This window comes from Marinobacterium jannaschii DSM 6295 (assembly GCF_000620085.1).
In the GTDB taxonomy this organism is placed as follows: Bacteria; Pseudomonadota; Gammaproteobacteria; order Pseudomonadales; family Balneatricaceae; genus Pontibacterium; species Pontibacterium jannaschii.
Genome location: NZ_JHVJ01000005.1, coordinates 137,830 through 154,326, shown reverse-complemented (window position 1 = coordinate 154,326; position 16,497 = coordinate 137,830). Strand labels below are relative to the sequence as shown.

The 16,497-nt window shown below is 53.9% G+C and carries 14 protein-coding genes; 3 read left to right on the top strand and 11 right to left on the bottom strand.

The features are described from left to right. Positions 1–137: 137 nt before the first annotated feature. On the bottom strand, positions 138–377 hold the full coding sequence (locus Q354_RS28940; protein WP_322786129.1) for a site-specific integrase: 240 nt from the start codon (positions 375–377) through the stop codon (positions 138–140). An 809-nt stretch (positions 378–1,186) separates the two neighbouring features. Further along, positions 1,187–1,981, bottom strand: a complete 795-nt coding sequence (locus Q354_RS0104045) for a hypothetical protein (protein WP_027856498.1) — start codon at positions 1,979–1,981, stop codon at positions 1,187–1,189. A 143-nt stretch (positions 1,982–2,124) separates the two neighbouring features. Between Q354_RS0104045 and Q354_RS0104040 the strand changes: the two genes are divergently transcribed. Beyond that, positions 2,125–3,057: a LysR family transcriptional regulator gene (locus tag Q354_RS0104040; protein ID WP_027856497.1), complete on the top strand. Its 933-nt coding sequence runs from the start codon at positions 2,125–2,127 to the stop codon at positions 3,055–3,057. Between the two features lie 145 nt (positions 3,058–3,202). Here the strand turns inward: Q354_RS0104040 and Q354_RS24520 are convergent, their stop codons facing one another. Further along, on the bottom strand, positions 3,203–4,291 hold the full coding sequence (locus Q354_RS24520; RefSeq protein WP_084332466.1) for an HD-GYP domain-containing protein: 1,089 nt from the start codon (positions 4,289–4,291) through the stop codon (positions 3,203–3,205). Continuing rightward, the gene (locus Q354_RS27175; RefSeq protein WP_051559871.1) at positions 4,281–8,000 is read right to left on the bottom strand and encodes a PAS domain S-box protein; all 3,720 of its coding nucleotides are present in this window, start codon (positions 7,998–8,000) and stop codon (positions 4,281–4,283) included. The genes Q354_RS24520 and Q354_RS27175 overlap by 11 nt, the downstream gene beginning before the upstream one ends. 306 nt (positions 8,001–8,306) lie before the next feature. Here Q354_RS27175 and Q354_RS24510 point away from each other — a divergent pair, with 306 nt between their 5' ends. After that, a complete protein-coding gene (locus tag Q354_RS24510) occupies positions 8,307–8,672 on the top strand; it encodes a hemerythrin family protein (RefSeq protein WP_051559870.1) in 366 nt (121 codons plus the stop codon). 19 nt (positions 8,673–8,691) lie between these two features. Here the strand turns inward: Q354_RS24510 and Q354_RS0104020 are convergent, their stop codons facing one another. Further along, positions 8,692–9,639 (bottom strand): PDC sensor domain-containing protein, encoded by a 948-nt coding sequence (locus Q354_RS0104020; RefSeq protein WP_169828857.1) that lies wholly within the window; start codon positions 9,637–9,639, stop codon positions 8,692–8,694. Positions 9,640–9,812: 173 nt separating this feature from the next. On the opposite strand from Q354_RS0104020, the gene Q354_RS0104015 reads away from it, so the two are divergent. Further along, complete coding sequence (locus Q354_RS0104015; protein ID WP_027856495.1) at positions 9,813–10,184, top strand: hypothetical protein; 372 nt, start codon at positions 9,813–9,815, stop codon at positions 10,182–10,184. A 77-nt stretch (positions 10,185–10,261) separates the two neighbouring features. Here the strand turns inward: Q354_RS0104015 and Q354_RS0104010 are convergent, their stop codons facing one another. From Q354_RS0104010 to nuoI, 6 genes are read right to left on the bottom strand one after another with little or no spacing between them, the layout of a single operon-like run. Next, positions 10,262–11,713, bottom strand: a complete 1,452-nt coding sequence (locus Q354_RS0104010) for an NADH-quinone oxidoreductase subunit N (RefSeq protein ID WP_027856494.1) — start codon at positions 11,711–11,713, stop codon at positions 10,262–10,264. Further along, positions 11,710–13,296: a complex I subunit 4 family protein gene (locus Q354_RS24505; protein WP_245600985.1), complete on the bottom strand. Its 1,587-nt coding sequence runs from the start codon at positions 13,294–13,296 to the stop codon at positions 11,710–11,712. Before Q354_RS24505 ends, Q354_RS0104010 begins: the two co-directional genes overlap by 4 nt. Beyond that, entirely contained in the window at positions 13,274–15,112 is a 1,839-nt protein-coding gene (nuoL, locus tag Q354_RS0104000) for an NADH-quinone oxidoreductase subunit L (protein ID WP_027856493.1), read from the bottom strand. The genes Q354_RS24505 and nuoL overlap by 23 nt, the downstream gene beginning before the upstream one ends. Then, entirely contained in the window at positions 15,109–15,423 is a 315-nt protein-coding gene (gene nuoK / locus Q354_RS0103995; RefSeq protein WP_027856492.1) for an NADH-quinone oxidoreductase subunit NuoK, read from the bottom strand. Before nuoK ends, nuoL begins: the two co-directional genes overlap by 4 nt. Continuing rightward, positions 15,420–15,983 (bottom strand): NADH-quinone oxidoreductase subunit J, encoded by a 564-nt coding sequence (gene nuoJ, locus Q354_RS24500; protein WP_051559869.1) that lies wholly within the window; start codon positions 15,981–15,983, stop codon positions 15,420–15,422. The genes nuoK and nuoJ overlap by 4 nt, the downstream gene beginning before the upstream one ends. Next, positions 15,980–16,495, bottom strand: coding sequence for an NADH-quinone oxidoreductase subunit NuoI (nuoI, locus tag Q354_RS0103985; protein ID WP_027856491.1), 516 nt, complete (start codon positions 16,493–16,495; stop codon positions 15,980–15,982). Before nuoI ends, nuoJ begins: the two co-directional genes overlap by 4 nt. Positions 16,496–16,497 lie beyond the last annotated feature (2 nt).

The window sequence follows — 16,497 nt, the reverse complement described above, 5'->3', positions numbered from 1 at the left end:
TTTGTCCTACCTGATGAGCAAGCAAAGGGCCTGCGTTTTCCTGTTTGGCGACCCTAAAATTCGAGACTGATTTTTATTGTTCTACAACGTCCGTTTCGTGCCGTTAAGCGACCGTCCTGGTCGCTGCGGCCTTTGCATCAGACTTCAATCTGTTCTGCCATTTCCAGAGCATCATCTACATCAATACCCAGATAACGAACGGTACTCTCCAGCTTGGTATGTCCAAGGAGCAATTGCACTGCCCTGAGGTTTTTAGTTCGTTTATAGATCAGTGGCGGTTTAGCTCGCCTCATCGAGTGAATGCCGTAGGCGGAAACATCGAAACCGATGGTTGTCACCCAGCGTTTCATGATACGGGCATCTTGCCTCGTACTCATGTGACGTGACCTGTCGTTCCGATTTGGGAACAGGTAGTTGTTGCATGGCCACCTGACAGTTTTATCCAGTGCAGAACAGATTGCTTTGTCTGTTCCATAAATTCGAATCGGACTGGTATCTGTATCTTTTGCTGTAGGATCAAGGCACGTGACTGAACCTCTGAGCCATGTGCTACATCTTTCACTCGAAGCCTCACCAAATCACATGCTCTCAACTTGCTATCAATAGCTAAGTTGAACAAGGCCAGTCACGATGAGATTGGACTATCTGAAGCCTGATGCGGATAGCCCAGATTTCCCTGAGCTTGAGCGGTTTCTTCTGGCCGACCAGATTCCCTTTGTTCCACGGTGTACGTTTGGAGCGGTATAGAGGAGCTGCGATGGTAAGCCTCCTTTGTTGCTGTTGGAGACTTAAAGCTTAGGATCATGAGGTGCTCGCTTACCGTCCCAAAGCGGTCGTGAGGTTTGCGGGCCTAGAATCACTGCTAAATGCCAGAAGCGGTCTTTCAATTTGGTACGGCTACTTCGCTAGTAAAAAGCCTTTTGTAATCAGGTGGTTGGAATAGTCTTCGTTTTAATTTCCATGAACGCGGTAAATTGCCTACCAGTTCATGCGGCCTGTAGAGGAGCTTTGTCTGCGTTTTATATAGGTCGATCCATCGTGTATCCGGACATTCAGTGCGGGCGTGTATTGCAGACAGTTAGTATGCAGAGCTAGCTTAAATGTGGTTGCGGCATTCATTAGCAAAGGCCTGACAATCAGCTTTCTTCAGAAAGGTCGTTGTCAGGCCTGGTTTTAGCTAGTTCTGTTAGTCGAGCAGTTTGGGTGTTTCAGCAGAAAAATCGATCCAGGGGTTGGTATTGAGGAGTTCGGCTCCTTCAATACCTGGTTCCTGGTAGCGAATCACGAAGTTGTCGGGACCGTGGGCATAGGCGACGACAAGTCCGTAGTCGGAATCAAGAAAGCCGCCATGCGGTCCAAGGCCGGGGTAGCTAATTCGCCAGGCCTGTCCCTTCAGACCTACATGGCCCAGGGTGAGTTTGCCGACAACGTTGTCCGGCAAAGAGAAAAACCATGTCCATGGGCCACCGGATACGATGGTCATCACTTCATCGATCCCCATGCCGTTATCCGCACTGTTAACGTGTAGCTTGCCAAACTTTTCCTGCAGATAGGCTTTGATCTCCGGGGTCAGTGCCTTCATGTCATACACTTTTGGATAGGGGGCGTTGCCGCCTTCGGAGGTGGACAGGTAACCACCCCGATGTGCTTCAGGTTTGCGACCGGCTTTGCGAATTTCGTCCAGCAATTCACCGCGATTGAGGGAGAAGTGCGAGATGAGTTGATCGGCTTCTTCCGATGTGATCGCCCGGGCCTGTGAACTCTCCAATATGGGAAGTGCGGCGTCAGGCAGAGGCAGGGTACTGACCCGGACTCCTACTGAGCGTAATACAGCATTGACGTTATCGACCCCGCTGGTGACCGGCCTGCCGTCGCTATAAGCCAGTTTTAGTGTGCCTTCTGTGCCGGTTTGATCTGCAAAGCTATGCAGTGGCAGCAGCAAAGAAGCGCCTAACAGCGCCATACTCAGCAATTTATTCATAACAGGATTCTCCTCTGGTATCCGCGGCAATAGAGCTGCGTTGATGTAAGCCCAGAGTACTTTTCTTATTTGAGTCGAAAAACAGAGGCTGGTCGAATATATTGTTCTTTATTAAAGAACAAAGGAGTCGTATAGAGGGGCGTATGGCAGATAAGTTGGTGGAGATGGAGACCTTTGTACGGGTTGTGGAAGCGGGTTCTATATCTGCGGCTGCGGAACAGCTGGCCGTAGCAAAGTCTGTGGTCAGTAAACGCCTGTCTGATCTGGAAGCGCGTCTTGAGGTTCAGCTACTGGCCCGGACAACCCGGCGCCTGAACCTGACTGACTCAGGCAGGGCATTTCTGGAGCAGTGCAAAAGTATCTTGTCGGCGGTGGATGTTGCAGAGTCCGTGGCAAGCGGTTCACGTGGCCAGGTACAAGGCAGGCTGAGAATAGCGTCGCCTCTGACGTTTGGCCTGATGCACCTGAATCCGGCGATACGCGAGTTTATAAAACTGCACCCGTTAGTCAGGGTTGATATCGACTTTTCTGACAGTCAGATTGATCTGGTCCATGGTGGCTACGACCTGGCGCTGCGTATAGCCGATCTGGCCGACAGTCGCCTGGCCGCCAGGCCTCTAACACAGATCCGGCATGCGGTAGCGGCAAGTCCTGAATATTTCAGAAACAGGGCGTTGCCCAGCACCCCGAAAGAACTGCTGGAGTTAGACTGTTTACGCTACAGCGGGGCGCGTGATTCGAAGTGGTTGTACACTGATCCATCGGGAAAGAAGGGCGCTATCGATCCCGCTACGTTTATCAGCGCAAATAACGGCGCTTTCCTGCGCGATATGGCGATCGCCGGAAGTGGAATTATTAATCAGCCAACATTTATCTCTTATCAGGCAATCTGTTCCGGCGAACTCATGTTGCTACTGGAAGACTATAAGTGGCGCGAGTTTACGGCCTATATCGTCTATCCGAAGACGAATTACCTGCCTTTACGGGTAAGAACCTTTATTGAGTTTCTGGCGCGGTATTTCGACCGGGATCTGCCTTACTGGGAGCGTGAAATCGCCAGTGCGACTAAAAGTTGAGTGCCGGGGCAATTACGAGGCTGAGGGCCATGGCGGGGCGTCGCGATCACATTTATAGCGCCCGAAGCAAACCGACGAAGACAGGCTGAACCGAGGCCGGCGTGAAGATCTGGTAACGCCCCTGTTACTGTTCGCCGCGTGCAGGCTACTCCGATACGCTATCCATCGTCAGCGCATTATCATAAAGAATATCGCAGGATGCATCGCCACCGTCTTTCCAGCGCTCTTTGATGGCCAGTATCTCCGGCAGGCTGTTCCTGAACAGTTCAATCAGGCCGGGATCGAAGTGTTTGCCGGCCTGCTCTTCCAGCAGCGCCATCGCATCCTCGACGCTCCAGGCATCCTTGTAAGGGCGCTTGGACGTGAGGGCATCAAATACGTCGGCAATAGCAACAATACGGCCTTCGACAGGGATCTCCTCACCTTTCAGTCCTTTGGGATATCCCGAGCCATCCCATTTCTCGTGGTGCGACAGGGCGATACGGCGGGCCATTTCCAGCAACGGGCTGGATTTAAGGTCATGGAACTGAGAATCGATGATTCGGGCACCGATAATCGGGTGTTCCAGCATGACGTCCCATTCATCGGCGTCCAGCTTGCCGGGTTTGCGCAGGATTGCATCGGGCACACCGATCTTCCCGATATCATGCATCGGTGAGGCCTGGAAGATCAGATGCTGCTCGCGGGCGGGCCAGCCCAGCGCTGCGGCGAGGATTTTAGAGTAGTAGCTCATGCGAATAACATGAGTGCCGGTCTCATTGTCCTTATACTCAGCAGCGCGTCCGAGCATCCGGATTGCTGCCAATTGTGAGTGCTCCAGTTCGAGCGTACGCTCGTAAACGGCCTTTTCCAGTTCCTGTTGCCGGTGGTAGAGGGCCAGGTGTGTTTTGACCCTGGCGCGCACCAGGGCAGGGACAATCGGTTTGGAAATATAATCGACAGCCCCGGAGGCGAAACCCCGTTCTTCGTTGCCCTGATCGCTGAGCGCGGTAACCAGGATTACCGGGACTTCACCGATCAGCGGGGTCTCTTTTATCTCGCGGCAGAGGGCAAATCCGTCTTTTCCCGGCATCATAATATCAAGCAGGATCAGGTCCGGCTTGTTTTGATGTAGCCGCAGTATCGCTTCTTCAGCACTTCTGGCAAAAAACAGGCTGTATTGGTCCTGAAGGACGCTCTTCAACAGAGAAAGATTAACCGGCTCGTCATCAACCAACAGAATTTTATAGCTCATCCAGTGCCTCTGTCTTATCTACCGATTCCAGCTTCAGTAATATTTCATCAATCAGGTTTGCTGCTTCACCGAAATCAAAGGCGTCGATGAAGCCCATCAGTCTGTCGAGCATATCCCCCCGCATAATGCGCTGAAGCTGTTCTGTCGCCTGGCTGTCAATCTGACCCGAAAGAACGCTAAGCCGCAGTGTTTTCAGTAGGGATATGGCCACTTCTCCCTCATCACAGACGATGCCCGGAGGGCTGGCCGGGCGATCTTCATTCCGCTCGGTGATCGCCGTATAAGTAACTTCGGCGACAGAGCGCACCTCTTTAACCAATAAACGGATATTGGCGATATCCGGGCAGGATTCACTCAACAAACCCTCCATCCGTTCACTTATTTCGGCTAACCGAAGAAGTTTAAGGTTGGCGGCTGCGCCTTTAATGGTATGAATCTGCAACCGTGCCTGTTTCAGATCATCAGGAACAGAATTGGCTAACGCCTGTGCCTCATCAGGCAATGTACTGGCAAAGGTGATCAGCGCTTTGCGATAAAACGCTTCGTCGCCCCAGAGTTCAAGTCCGGCATTAAAGTCACAGATGGGAAGCAGGCCCTGCTCAGCAGGTTTCTTATGTTCTGACTCGGGGGTATCGACAGCAAAATGGACTGAATTTCTTTCAACCTTGACGGCCGTTCCACTGAAGAAGCTATGGATCGTGTCCTGCAGCAGGGCAAAATCGATCGGCTTGGCGATAAAGCCATCCATCCCACTGGCCCGGCACTCGTCCTGCTCTTTCTTCAGTACTGAAGCGCTAAGCGCTACGATCGGTGTGGCTGGCAGGTTGCGCTCGAACTCGATACGCCTGATTGAACGGGTCGCCTCAAAGCCATCCGCCTTCGGCATATGTACGTCCATCAGAATCAGGTCGAAGTGCTGTTCGCGAAATGCCCGTATGGCTTCCCGGCCATCGGATGCCAGCGTCACCTGATGGCCGGCCCGGGTCAGGCGGAGTTTCACCAGTTCCTGGTTAGCGGGCTGATCTTCCGCCACCAGTATATGGAGCGCACGGTTTATCTGATTATGTTGCGGTTTGATAGTGTTTGATGGGATTGCGGGTTTATCGACCGGCCGTAGCGGAATTTCAAAGCGGAAGGTACTGCCGATGCCGAGTTCACTGGTGACGCTGATACTACCGCCCATCAGCTCTACCAGCTGTTGACTGATCGTTGTTCCCAGGCCGGTACCGCCAAAGCGCCGGCTAATACTGTTATCTGCCTGGGTAAAGCTGTCAAAGATCGAAGCCAGTGTGTCATCGGGAATGCCGATGCCACTGTCTATCACTTCAAACCGCACACTGTCTGCTTCGCCGCGCATTATCCTTATCTGCACAAAGCCTGATTCGGTAAACTTAATGGCATTTCCAACCAGATTCGACAGCACCTGCCTGATTCTCAGGGTGTCCCCGGTGAAGTAGGGTGGTAACGCATCATCAATATCGATAACAAAATCGAGTTTGCGGGTTTTTGCCGTAAAGGCAAACGGCGACAGGACTTCATTGATCAGGCCACGGAAGTTGAAGTCAGTCAGGCTCAGTCCGACGCTGCCATCCTCCAGCTTGGCAAGGTCCAGCACCTGGTTAAGGATCTCCAGCAGGGACTTTGCCGACTGCAGGACAATACTCAGGTGTTTGCGCTGCTGGTCTTCAATGCTGCCTTCCAGCACCACTTCAGTCATACCGATAATGGCGTTCATCGGTGTGCGTATTTCATGGCTGATATTTGCCAGAAAGCTGCTCTTTATATCGCTGGCCTGTTCTGCCTGTTCTTTTGCCTGCTGGAGGCTTGCCTCAAATGCCTTCCGGTCACTGATATCCGTGATCATTCCGACATAGAAGTGGTCATTTTCACTCTGTACTTCACTGACAGATAGCTGAATGGGGAAAACATGACCATCCCGGTGCTGAGCTGAAGCCTCACGATTCTGCCCAATGACCTTGGCGTCACCCGTACGCTGGTAACTCTTCAGGTAGCCATCGTGTTCAGCCCGGTAGGGCTGGGGCATCAGCAGCGAAATATTCTGCCCGATGACCTGATCCTTCTGATAACCAAACATCTTGCTGGCGGCCGGGTTGATATCACGGATCAGACCCTGTTTATCGATGGTAATAATGGCGCTGGCGGCCATATCAAAGATTGCCCGGGACCGGGCTTCGCTTTGTGCCAACTCAGCGGTACGAGAGCTTACTTCAGACTCAAGCTCCGACTGATACTTAAGAAGCTGCTTTTCCAGTACTTTCTGTTCGGAGATGTTGTTAACGATTGCGAGGTAACTCACCACATTTTCGCCCTGTTCATCTCTGATCGGGGTGACGTGAATGCGTGCTTCGTAACTGATATCAGAGGTCTTGCAGACGCCTTCGGCGGTAAGGCCGAGACCTTTCTTTATCCTTTCGGACAACTGGGCGGAGAAGGACCGGTCAGTGACGCTCAGTACATCGGACAGTGTGCGCTGAACCACCTCATCGTTTGTTGAGGCAATATCACGCAGATAGTTTTCGTTGGCAAACTGCACCCGTCCGGTCGGGTCGCAGATGAGAATGCCAACCGGGCAGTTCAGAATCGCCCGGTAATAGTTATGGTTTTGTGCCTGCTGACTGTTGAGCTCTTTGATCGTCCTGAACAGTATCATTAACAACCAGCCGAGAATGGCTGAGGTAATCGTAAACAGAACAATCGCTTCGGCGATTACCTGATAACTTATATGCTGCTGTTCTGTGTAGAGTTCATCCAGATAGCGCTGCATCAGGGTGCTGGCATTACTGGCAATACTTTCTGCCGCATCAATCGAATTGGATGCCTGACGCCACCATTGTGAAGGTGACAAGCTGTAGGGGCTGGATTGACGACTTTGCTGAAGGATCAGATTGAAGCTGGCTTGTAATTCATTGCGGTAGATACTCTCGAACAGTACCAGGGAGTTCTTCATATCCAGCGGTAATGAATCCAGCAAACGTGCTGCATTCAGTTTTGAAATGTATCCCTCGATATTTCCGTTTAACCTTGTCAGATCAGCCTGTAACTGAGGCGATACTGGCTTGTCTTCAATCAGCAGCGCCTTAACCAATGCTCTCTGCTGACCTGCGTAATGCACCAGCGATGTCGCATCCTGTTCCAGTTCAGCGAACAGGCGGACCCATTCAATTCCCGAAACGGGCATCAGCAGTTGGCGGTTAAGTTCCAGTTCGTATTCAATCAGAGAGTTGGATAGCTCAAGCCAGTTATCAGCTGAAATCTGGTTTTTGATTATCTGCCCAGCTGACTCGTTGAAGGAACGGACGTTCTGATGCCAGCCACCGAGACGGCTTTTCATTGATGGACTCAGCGCTTCGCTGGCAAGCGCTTCACTGGCGGAAAATTCTGCAACAGCCTGGTTAAGGCTGCCGATCCTTCGCATAATTTCACCATGAAGGAGGGGGGAGCTTTCGCCTTCGGTGAGAATGGCAACACCGAGTCCTCTGACTTTTGCCCGCAGTCCGATTACCGATATGAGTTGCGAAACCATCTGGTTTCTTTGCGAATAGTGGCTCAGCTTTTCCCGCTCATTACTGGTAATACTGTAGTGGTAGCCAAAGGTTGCAATAAGGGTTAGAAACAGGAGGCAAACCAAAGAGGTGGTTTGCCACTTTAACCGGGCGACGGCCGATTCGCTGTTGCTTTTAAGTTCCATTCAAAATCCATTTTGGCCCAAAACAATTCAGATCCGGATACGGTCTGTCCGTCAGCTCCTGAGTCAGTCTCTCAGGGTAACGATAGTCCCTAATCTTAGCAGAAGTTCAAAGGGCAAATACCCCGTCAGTTAATCCTTTTTCAGGGTCTGAATCCAGAAAAATACCCGCGAAACCGTTCAATGCCTGCAGAGCGATTTACTTGACCTGCATCTTTATTCAGCCAGTTAGGAGAGCCTGACTATGGCAGAGATCGCCGGATTTGCTTAGTCTGAAAGTAGGGTATTTAAGAATCCAGGATGACTTTCATGCAAAAAACCAGCGACCTTATCTGGCAGGATACGCAGCATCAGGAACTATTCCGGCTGATTGATCAGATACGTGAGGACAATGTTGATATCGGCGTGTTTCGGAAGTTGCATAACTATGCCGAGTTTCACTTTGCGTTGGAGGAGGCCTATATGGAACAGATGGAGTACCCGGGCCGTGAGGCGCATGTTGCGGCCCATAACAAGTTCCGTAAAGAGCTGGCGACCATGCTGGAAGAGCATCATGAATACGACGAGGAGCTGCGTCACTCGCTGTCGCTCTTTCTGTCTGAGTGGCTGAAACGCCATGTGCTCGGGATTGATAAGAAGCTGGAAAGCTTCATCCTTGATTCGGAAGTGAAATAATCCGGCTGTCCGGCTTTAGTCAGAGGGGTATCGTGGTCGCAATCACCCAGTTTATATCCATATTGGGACGAAAAGGTTCAAGCGTCAGTAGGTAAGTACTATTTCTGAAGCTGAAACGGTGTTGTTGTGGCCGAGAAATCGCCGCCAGGATGATATGCTTGTCGGTCAGTAACTGCGCCACTCGGGGCCCTAAATCCGAGCGGATCTCGGCGAGTCGTGTGCGCTCATTTGCCCCGGACTGGGAGATCACCTCATCAATGCCGTTAGAACTGGCGATCAGCCCGCCCTGATGATCAAGCACCCAGCTAACCTGCCCCAGCCTGTCTCGCGTATCTTTAAGTTCACGGGAAATTTCTGCCAGTAAAAGGTCCAGGCCCAGTATTCCGAGAAATTCACCCTTTGGATCATAGACTGCGGAAGCAAAACTAACGCCAAGGATATTATCCAGCTTACCGGCATAGGGAGGCGACCAGCAGCCGGAGTACCGGTTACTGGCACATTGATACCAACCCCTTTCCCTCGGATCGAAATGGCCGGCGTTTTTCAGTATATCGCTGAGCTTTCCCTGTGCATCGACTCTGTAGGCAATAAAGTCCCCCGGTGCATTTGCCGGAGTCTTCATTATCTGCAGGATACCTTCCGGATTGATGCCTGCGGTCGTGATACCGCCTTCGGGTGTTGCGAAGTATAGATAATCTACGGCATTAAGCGCCGCTTTGTGTTCAAGCAGGTAGAGGCTGAGACCATCAAAGTGACGCAGGTTCACCCGTTGTTCACGGACGTCTTTCATAACCAGCGCCTGAATGTTGGATGCGTGCTGCAAATGAGAACTGAGCAGGTCGACGATCTTTTCAGATGCCGCAAACCCTTTCTGACTGCTGGTTGGCGGTGCGCTCCTGCCCTGATAAGCATGAGTGTCAGCCGGAGCATAAGCCCATATTGCCGCCATCAGGACAAGGACCGCCATCGATAGTACCGGGATAGGATTCATTTTGTTGTATACGGCTCGCTTCAGGACAACTCAACCAGAATGCACGGTATATCTCATGCAATGAAAAGCAAGTATAGTTCACACAGGTCGCTACAGTGTGCACTCTGAATCGAGCCGGGAAGTTCGATGAGGCTGAATGGAGGTAAGGGATGATCAGAAAAGAAGTCTGTCTCGGTGCGATTTATTCCGCACTTTTGCTTAACTCTGCCGGGCTTTTGGCGGGGGAGGCCGATGTCGTCGATGTAAAGGTTAACTGTGCCTCCAGTTGCACCATCAAAGTGACGGTGCTGCATCAGGACGAAGGCTGGGAACATTATGTCGATCGCTGGGAGGTGGTTTCAGACTCAGGCGAAGTGCTTGCTGTGCGTACGCTTTACCATCCCCATGTTCAGGAACAGCCCTTTACCCGCGCTATCTATGATTTTAAGAAGCCGGACACGCCACAATGGGTAACAATCCGGGCGCATGACTCCCGCCACGGCTTCGGCGGCAAGACCAAAAGAGTGCGACTGCCCCGATAAACGACAGAGCGGCCGGAGTTAAGGCACTAAGCATGAAAATCCTGGCTGTAGAATTTCCGACCTTTCGGCAAGCAAAGCTATAGCTGGCTGAGCAGATCAATCAGCGAAGGCGGATAGATGCCGACAAACACAATAAACAGCGCTATCAGAATAATCGGTAGCCGGGTGAGCCAACGTCCGGTTACCGGATCGGCTTCTGCCCCCTCAGCCGGACTGATCAGCATCAGCACTACTTTCAGATAGTAGAACAAGCCTATCGCACTGGCGGCGATCAGTGTCAGCAGCAGGCCCCACAGAGTACCGTTAACCGCTTCGGTGAAGATATAGAACTTTCCAATGAAGCCGGCCGTGAGCGGGATACCTGCCAGAGAAAGCATTGCCAGCAATAACACCCAGCCCGACAGCGGATGGCGCTGACAAAGCCCTTTTAGCTGCGTTTGGTGAAAAGCCTCACTGGCCGGGGCTATATGTAGCATCACCGAGAATACGGCCAGAGTCGCAGCAAGGTAGGTGACAAGATAGATCACCCAGGCTAAAAGAGCCCGGCTTTGTGCGGCTCCCTCGACGCTGTGCAGGGTGGATATGGCGACCAGCAAGACCATCAGATAGCCAAAGTGAGCGATTGACGACCCGGCCATGATTCGCCGCAGATCACGCTGAAACAGCGCCAGCAGGTTACCGGTCAGCATCGACAGAATAGCGAGCAGGGCAATCCCCAGGTTAATCACCTGAAGCACCGCCAGATCCGCCGCCAGATAGAAGCGAAACAACGCCAGTGCCATAGCGGCTTTGGCCAGCGTTGCCAGCACCGTGGCAGAGAGCAGCGGTGCGCCCTGATAGAGATCTGCCGTCCACAAATGAAATGGTGCGAGTGAAAGCTTAAATCCAATGGCTGCTATCACCATCATCAGTCCGCTCAATACAAGCCCTTGCTCCATCAGGTCAATATCGGTGAATGCCTGACTGATGGCGCTGAACTCAAGTGCCCCCAGTCCGATATAGGTCAGCCCGGCTCCAAACAGCAGAACTGCCGATGCAACCCCGGATAGCAGCAGGTATTTAATGCCGGTCTCGAGTGCTGTGCTGTATTGCGGTGCAAAGGGATAGGCGATCATCACGACCAGTGAAAGTGATATCAGTTCGACCCCAATCACCAGCGCCGCCATATGACTGGCGCTGGCCAGCACCAGGGCCCCCAGCAGGGTCAGCAGCAGTAGCAGCAAGTACTCAGCAGATGAGCCGCGGGCAGTTGGTATCCGGTGACAGAAAGGCAGCAACAGCAGTGTACAGATCACCAGGATCTGACTAAACAGGCGTGCTTCGGCATCTACCGTTAGCAGTATCGTCGCTTGCTGGGGCAGTAACGGCGTGATGAAAAACGTCGCCCAGAGCGTTGCGACGACGCCGATAACGGTAAGCCAGTAGCTGAGCCGGTCTCCGGGCACCAGGACGATCTGTAGCATCAGAATCATGATGGTGACAGATATGCAGATCAGCGGTAACAACGAGAGGAGGCTATCGGAACTCATTGCGCATCTCCGGCCATCTGGTGATAAGTCTGATTAATAAGCAGAGTGAGGTTATCCAGCGCGGGCTGGGTCAGGTCGATAAACAGCTGCGGTGCCAGACCCAGTAACAACAGTCCCAACGCCAGCGTCGCCAGCGCGGCCGTTTCATTGGGCTGCAGATCCGCTATATCCCGGCTGATAAGTGCCTTACCGAAAAAGGCCCGGTGCATCATGCGTAAACCATAGACTGCCGACAGTAGCAGACCGCTGGCTGCGATAACGGCAAACCACGGATTGACCAGAAAGCTTCCCATCAGCACCAGCAGCTCTGCGACAAAGTTGCCAAGGCCCGGCAAGCCCAGTGAGGCCATTACGAAAAACAGCATAAATGCCCCGGCACGGGGCAGGCAGTGCCAGAGTCCCCCCATATCGCTAAGCTGACGGCTGTGGATGCGATGCTGGATGATCCCGGCCAGCATAAACAGGGCCGCTGCACTAAGGCCGTGAGTGACCATCTGATAAACCGCCCCCTGAGTAGAAAGGCTGTGCCAGGCAAAAAGGCCGATCAGCACAAACCCCATATGACTGATACTGCTATAGGCGATCATCCGTTTAAGATCCTGCTGCACAAATGCCATCATGGCGGCATAGACGACTGCGACCACGCCCAGCCCCATGGCCCAGGGCGCAAAATAGCCAAGGCTGTCCGGAAACAACGGTATCAGAAAGCGGATCAGGCCGTAGGCGCCGGTTTTCAGCAAAATCCCGGCAAGAATAATACTGCCGCCGGTAGGGGCCTGGGTGTGGGCATCCGGCAGCCAGCTGTGCAGAGGTACGGCCGGGAGTTTAACCACAAAGGCTACAAAGAAACCGAGCATTAGCCAGAAGCTGTCGCGGGCGTAACTTCCGCTGGAGAGCAGGTCGAAATAGTTGAAGCTGAAGTCTCCGGCGCTGTCCTGATGCTGTAACGCCAGCGCGATAATGGATACCAGCATCAGCAGCCCGCTGGCCTGGGTAAAGATAACAAACTTGAGGGCTGCGTAATGACGCTGCTCATAGCCCCAGATGCCGATAAGAAAGTAGAGGGGTATCAGCATCAGCTCCCAGAAGACAAAGAACAGGAACAGGTCCAGTGCGAGAAATACGCCGCAGATACCCGCCAGGGAACTGAGCAGGTTGAAATAGAAGAAACCACACCGCTGCCGTATCTCACGCCATGAGGCCGCGATGGCGATTATGCCCAGCAACAGGGTCAATAGCAGCAGCGCCAGACTGAGACCGTCCACCGCCAGTATCACCGCGACGCCAAACTGCGGTATCCAGTTGTAATGCTCGTAAAGGTACCAGCCTTCACTGAGGCCAACGGCAACGGTCTGATCGGGTTGTGTCAGGGTCAGCGGGAGTAAAAGCAACAGGTCAAACGTCACCGTCGCCAGCGCAATATAGCGTGCGCTGCCAGGCTTTAGCCGTTCACACAGGGCCGCTGAAAGTGCGCCGAGGGTCAGTATCAGGATAATCAGCGCCAGCATAGACTGGACCTCATCATCCCGGTGCTTGCACTGCTCAGTCCAGGCGCAATCATCATAGTGCAGCTCCGGTTCCAATCAGTACGATCACGCCAACAACCATCGCCGCTGCATACCAGCGGGTGAGACCGCTCTGGCTGAAGCGCAACAGATGGCTTAGTGTCTGGCTCAGTTGCTCGGGAATCCTGCTCACCAGATCCGCCAGATCCGCTCGGTTTGCCTCTGCCAGGCGACAAAACGGAGCGCTGATCAGGCGCTGATAGAGCCGGTCGAATCCCCAGCCTTCAAAGAATGCGCTCTGCAACCTGGCGGGCAGGGGCAGCGCCCGGATGCGGTTACTCCAGAGCGGGCGTTTGTAATAGAGCTGCCAGGCCAGTAACAATCCCAGCAGCGGCAGAGCGAGACTCAGCCACTCCTGCCCGTGGGCCGCCAGCAGATACTGCTCCTGCAGCACTGATGAAAGATCCGGTTGCAGCAAGCCCCCCAGCAGACTCAGCAATACCAGGGAGAGCAGGGCGATCGCCATCATACGGCGCGGGGCCTGTGGCAACGGCAGGCGATGGGGACGAGTCTGCGGCTGACCGAAAAACACTACAAACAGCATTCGGAAGCTATACAGCGCGGTGATAAAGGCTCCGGCCGCCGCCAGCAGCCAGAGTGCCATCTGCTGCTGGGCGGCAAACAGCAGAATCGGTTCCTTACTGAAATATCCCGAACTGAGGGGCAGTGCCGCCAGGGCGAATACCCCGGTGACAAAGCCCCAGAACGGCGCCGTAACAAAGCGCCGGAGTCCGCCCATGAGGTAAATATTCTGCTCGTGCTTCATATGCATAATGACGGAGCCGGCCGAGAGGAACAGCAGCGCCTTGAAGAAGGCATGGGTCACCAGATGAAAGATTGCGAATGACCCGGCGCCGACGCCCAGAGCGAGAAACATGTAGCCAATCTGACTGATGGTTGAATAGGCCAGTATGCGCTTGAGATCGGTTTGCACTAATGCGCTGCACGCGGCGATAAACAGAGTCAGTCCGCCAACCCAGGCCAGCACCAGCTCGACCTCGGGATGGATCAGGAACAGCGCCTGCAGCCGCGCGATCAGATAGACGCCCGCCGTAACCATGGTCGCGGCGTGGATCAGGGCGCTGACCGGCGTCGGACCAGCCATCGCATCCGGCAGCCAGGTATGCAGCGGCAGCTGAGCTGACTTGCCGCAGGCACCGAGCAGCAGTAATAACGCGATCAGGGCCGAGAGCGTATCCGGTTTGGCGATGACGTCAGACACGCTCTCGGTGATGCGTGATATATCGAGGGTGCCAAACAGACTGTAAATCAGAAACAGCGCGATCAGCAGGGCGGTGTCACCGATACGGGTGATAATAAACGCCTTCCGCGCTGCCAGCGCATTTTTCTCCTGCTGATACCAGAATCCGATTAACAGGTAACTGCAGAGCCCGACGCCTTCCCAGCCCAGATACAGCAGTAGCAGGTTGCCCGCCAGCACCAGAATCAGCATCGAGGCGACAAACAGGTTCATATAGGCGAAAAAGCGACAATAGCCGGGATCGTTATACATATAGCCCGCGGCGTACAGATGGATCAGCAGGCCGACGCCGGTCACAACCAGCGCCATGACCATTGACAGCGGATCAAACCAGAGGCCGAAACGCACACTCAGGCCCTCAAGGCTGAGCCAGCGCCATAAGGGTTGGCTAAGACCGGAAACGTCGGACAACAGAAACTCTACGGTGGCGATCAGTGCGCTGACAAACGCCAGCAACAGCGAACCAACGCCCAGTGCCATCACCGGGCGCTGCCTGAATCGTCCCTGACCGGAGATCAGTATCATGGCACTGAACAAGGGCAATGCAGGGATCAGCCAGAGCACGCCACTCATTCCGTTTCCCCCATCTTGCTGAGGCGATCGATATCCAGTGATTTACAGCGACGCTGTAGCTGAATCAGTAACCCCAGCCCCACGGCAACCTCCGCCCCGGCGACAGTCAGCACGATGATAAACATCACCTGTCCATCTGCCTGTCCCCAAACGGCACCGCCGCAGATAAACAGTAATGCGGCAGCATTGAGCATCAGCTCCAGACTGAGCAGCATAAACAGCATATTGCGCCGCACCATCAAGCCAATAAAACCGATCGCGAAGAGTACGGCGGCCAGCCAGATGGTCTGTTGCAGCAGGTCGGCAGTCATAGCCAGGGCTCCTTCTGCACTTTAGCGCGCAGATCGGCCGCCGGAAGCATGCCGTTCGCGCCCTGCCTGGGATGCAAATAGGGGCGAGTCAGGTGCCAGGCTCCGATCAGCCCGCTGAGCAACAACATCGAGCAAAGCTCGACCACCAGAAGGTAGGGGCCGAACAGACTGATCCCCAGTGCTTTCGGCGCGACATACTGGCTGTCCTGGCCGCTGCTGTAATCCAGCGCGTAGAGTAGCTCGACCAGCAGGACGCCGCAGAGTAGCGTGGGCATAAACAGCGATGACAGCGGAAACCACTGACGCTCCTGCTCCAGCGTCGAACGACCAAGGTTCAGCATCATGATGACGAAGATAAACAACACCAGAATGGCACCGGCGTAAACCAGCACCTCCAGCGCCGCCGCAAAAGGGGCTCCGAGCAGAAAAAACAACAGCGCAACAGCCAGCTGGGTCAGTACCAGCCAGAGCAGGGCGCGTACGGCATGGCGGCTGCAGATAACTGAAAGTGCCGAGAATAGCGCGATGGCTGCAGTGAGGTAGAACAGGCTCTGAATCATGGCAGCAGGCTCCTGTAGTCCTCCGGCGGTTGCTCGTTGTCGCCACTGCCTTTAGTCTTGACGCCGACATCCTTACCCGCCACGCGGTAGAAGTTGTAGTCGGGATACTTTCCGCTGCCGGCGATCAGCAGATGTTCCTTTTCATAGACCATGTTCTGGCGGTCGTACTCACACATCTCCACATCGGGGGTGAGCTGTATGGCATAGGTCGGGCAGGCTTCTTCACAAAGGCCGCACATGATGCAGCGGGAGAAGTTGATACGGAAAAATTCCGCCTGCCAGCGGCCGTTTTCATCCAGTCCCTGCTGCAGCGCAATACAATCCACCGGGCAAACGGCGGCACACAGATTACAGGCCACGCAACGCTCTTCACCGTCCGGGTCCCGGGTCAGCACAATACGGCCGCGGTAGCGAGGTGCCAGATAGGGTTTCTGTTCCGGATACTGCACGGTGTCAGGGGGTGTGAAGCTGTGTTGGAACACTTTCCACAGGGATCTCAACTGGCTCAGCATCG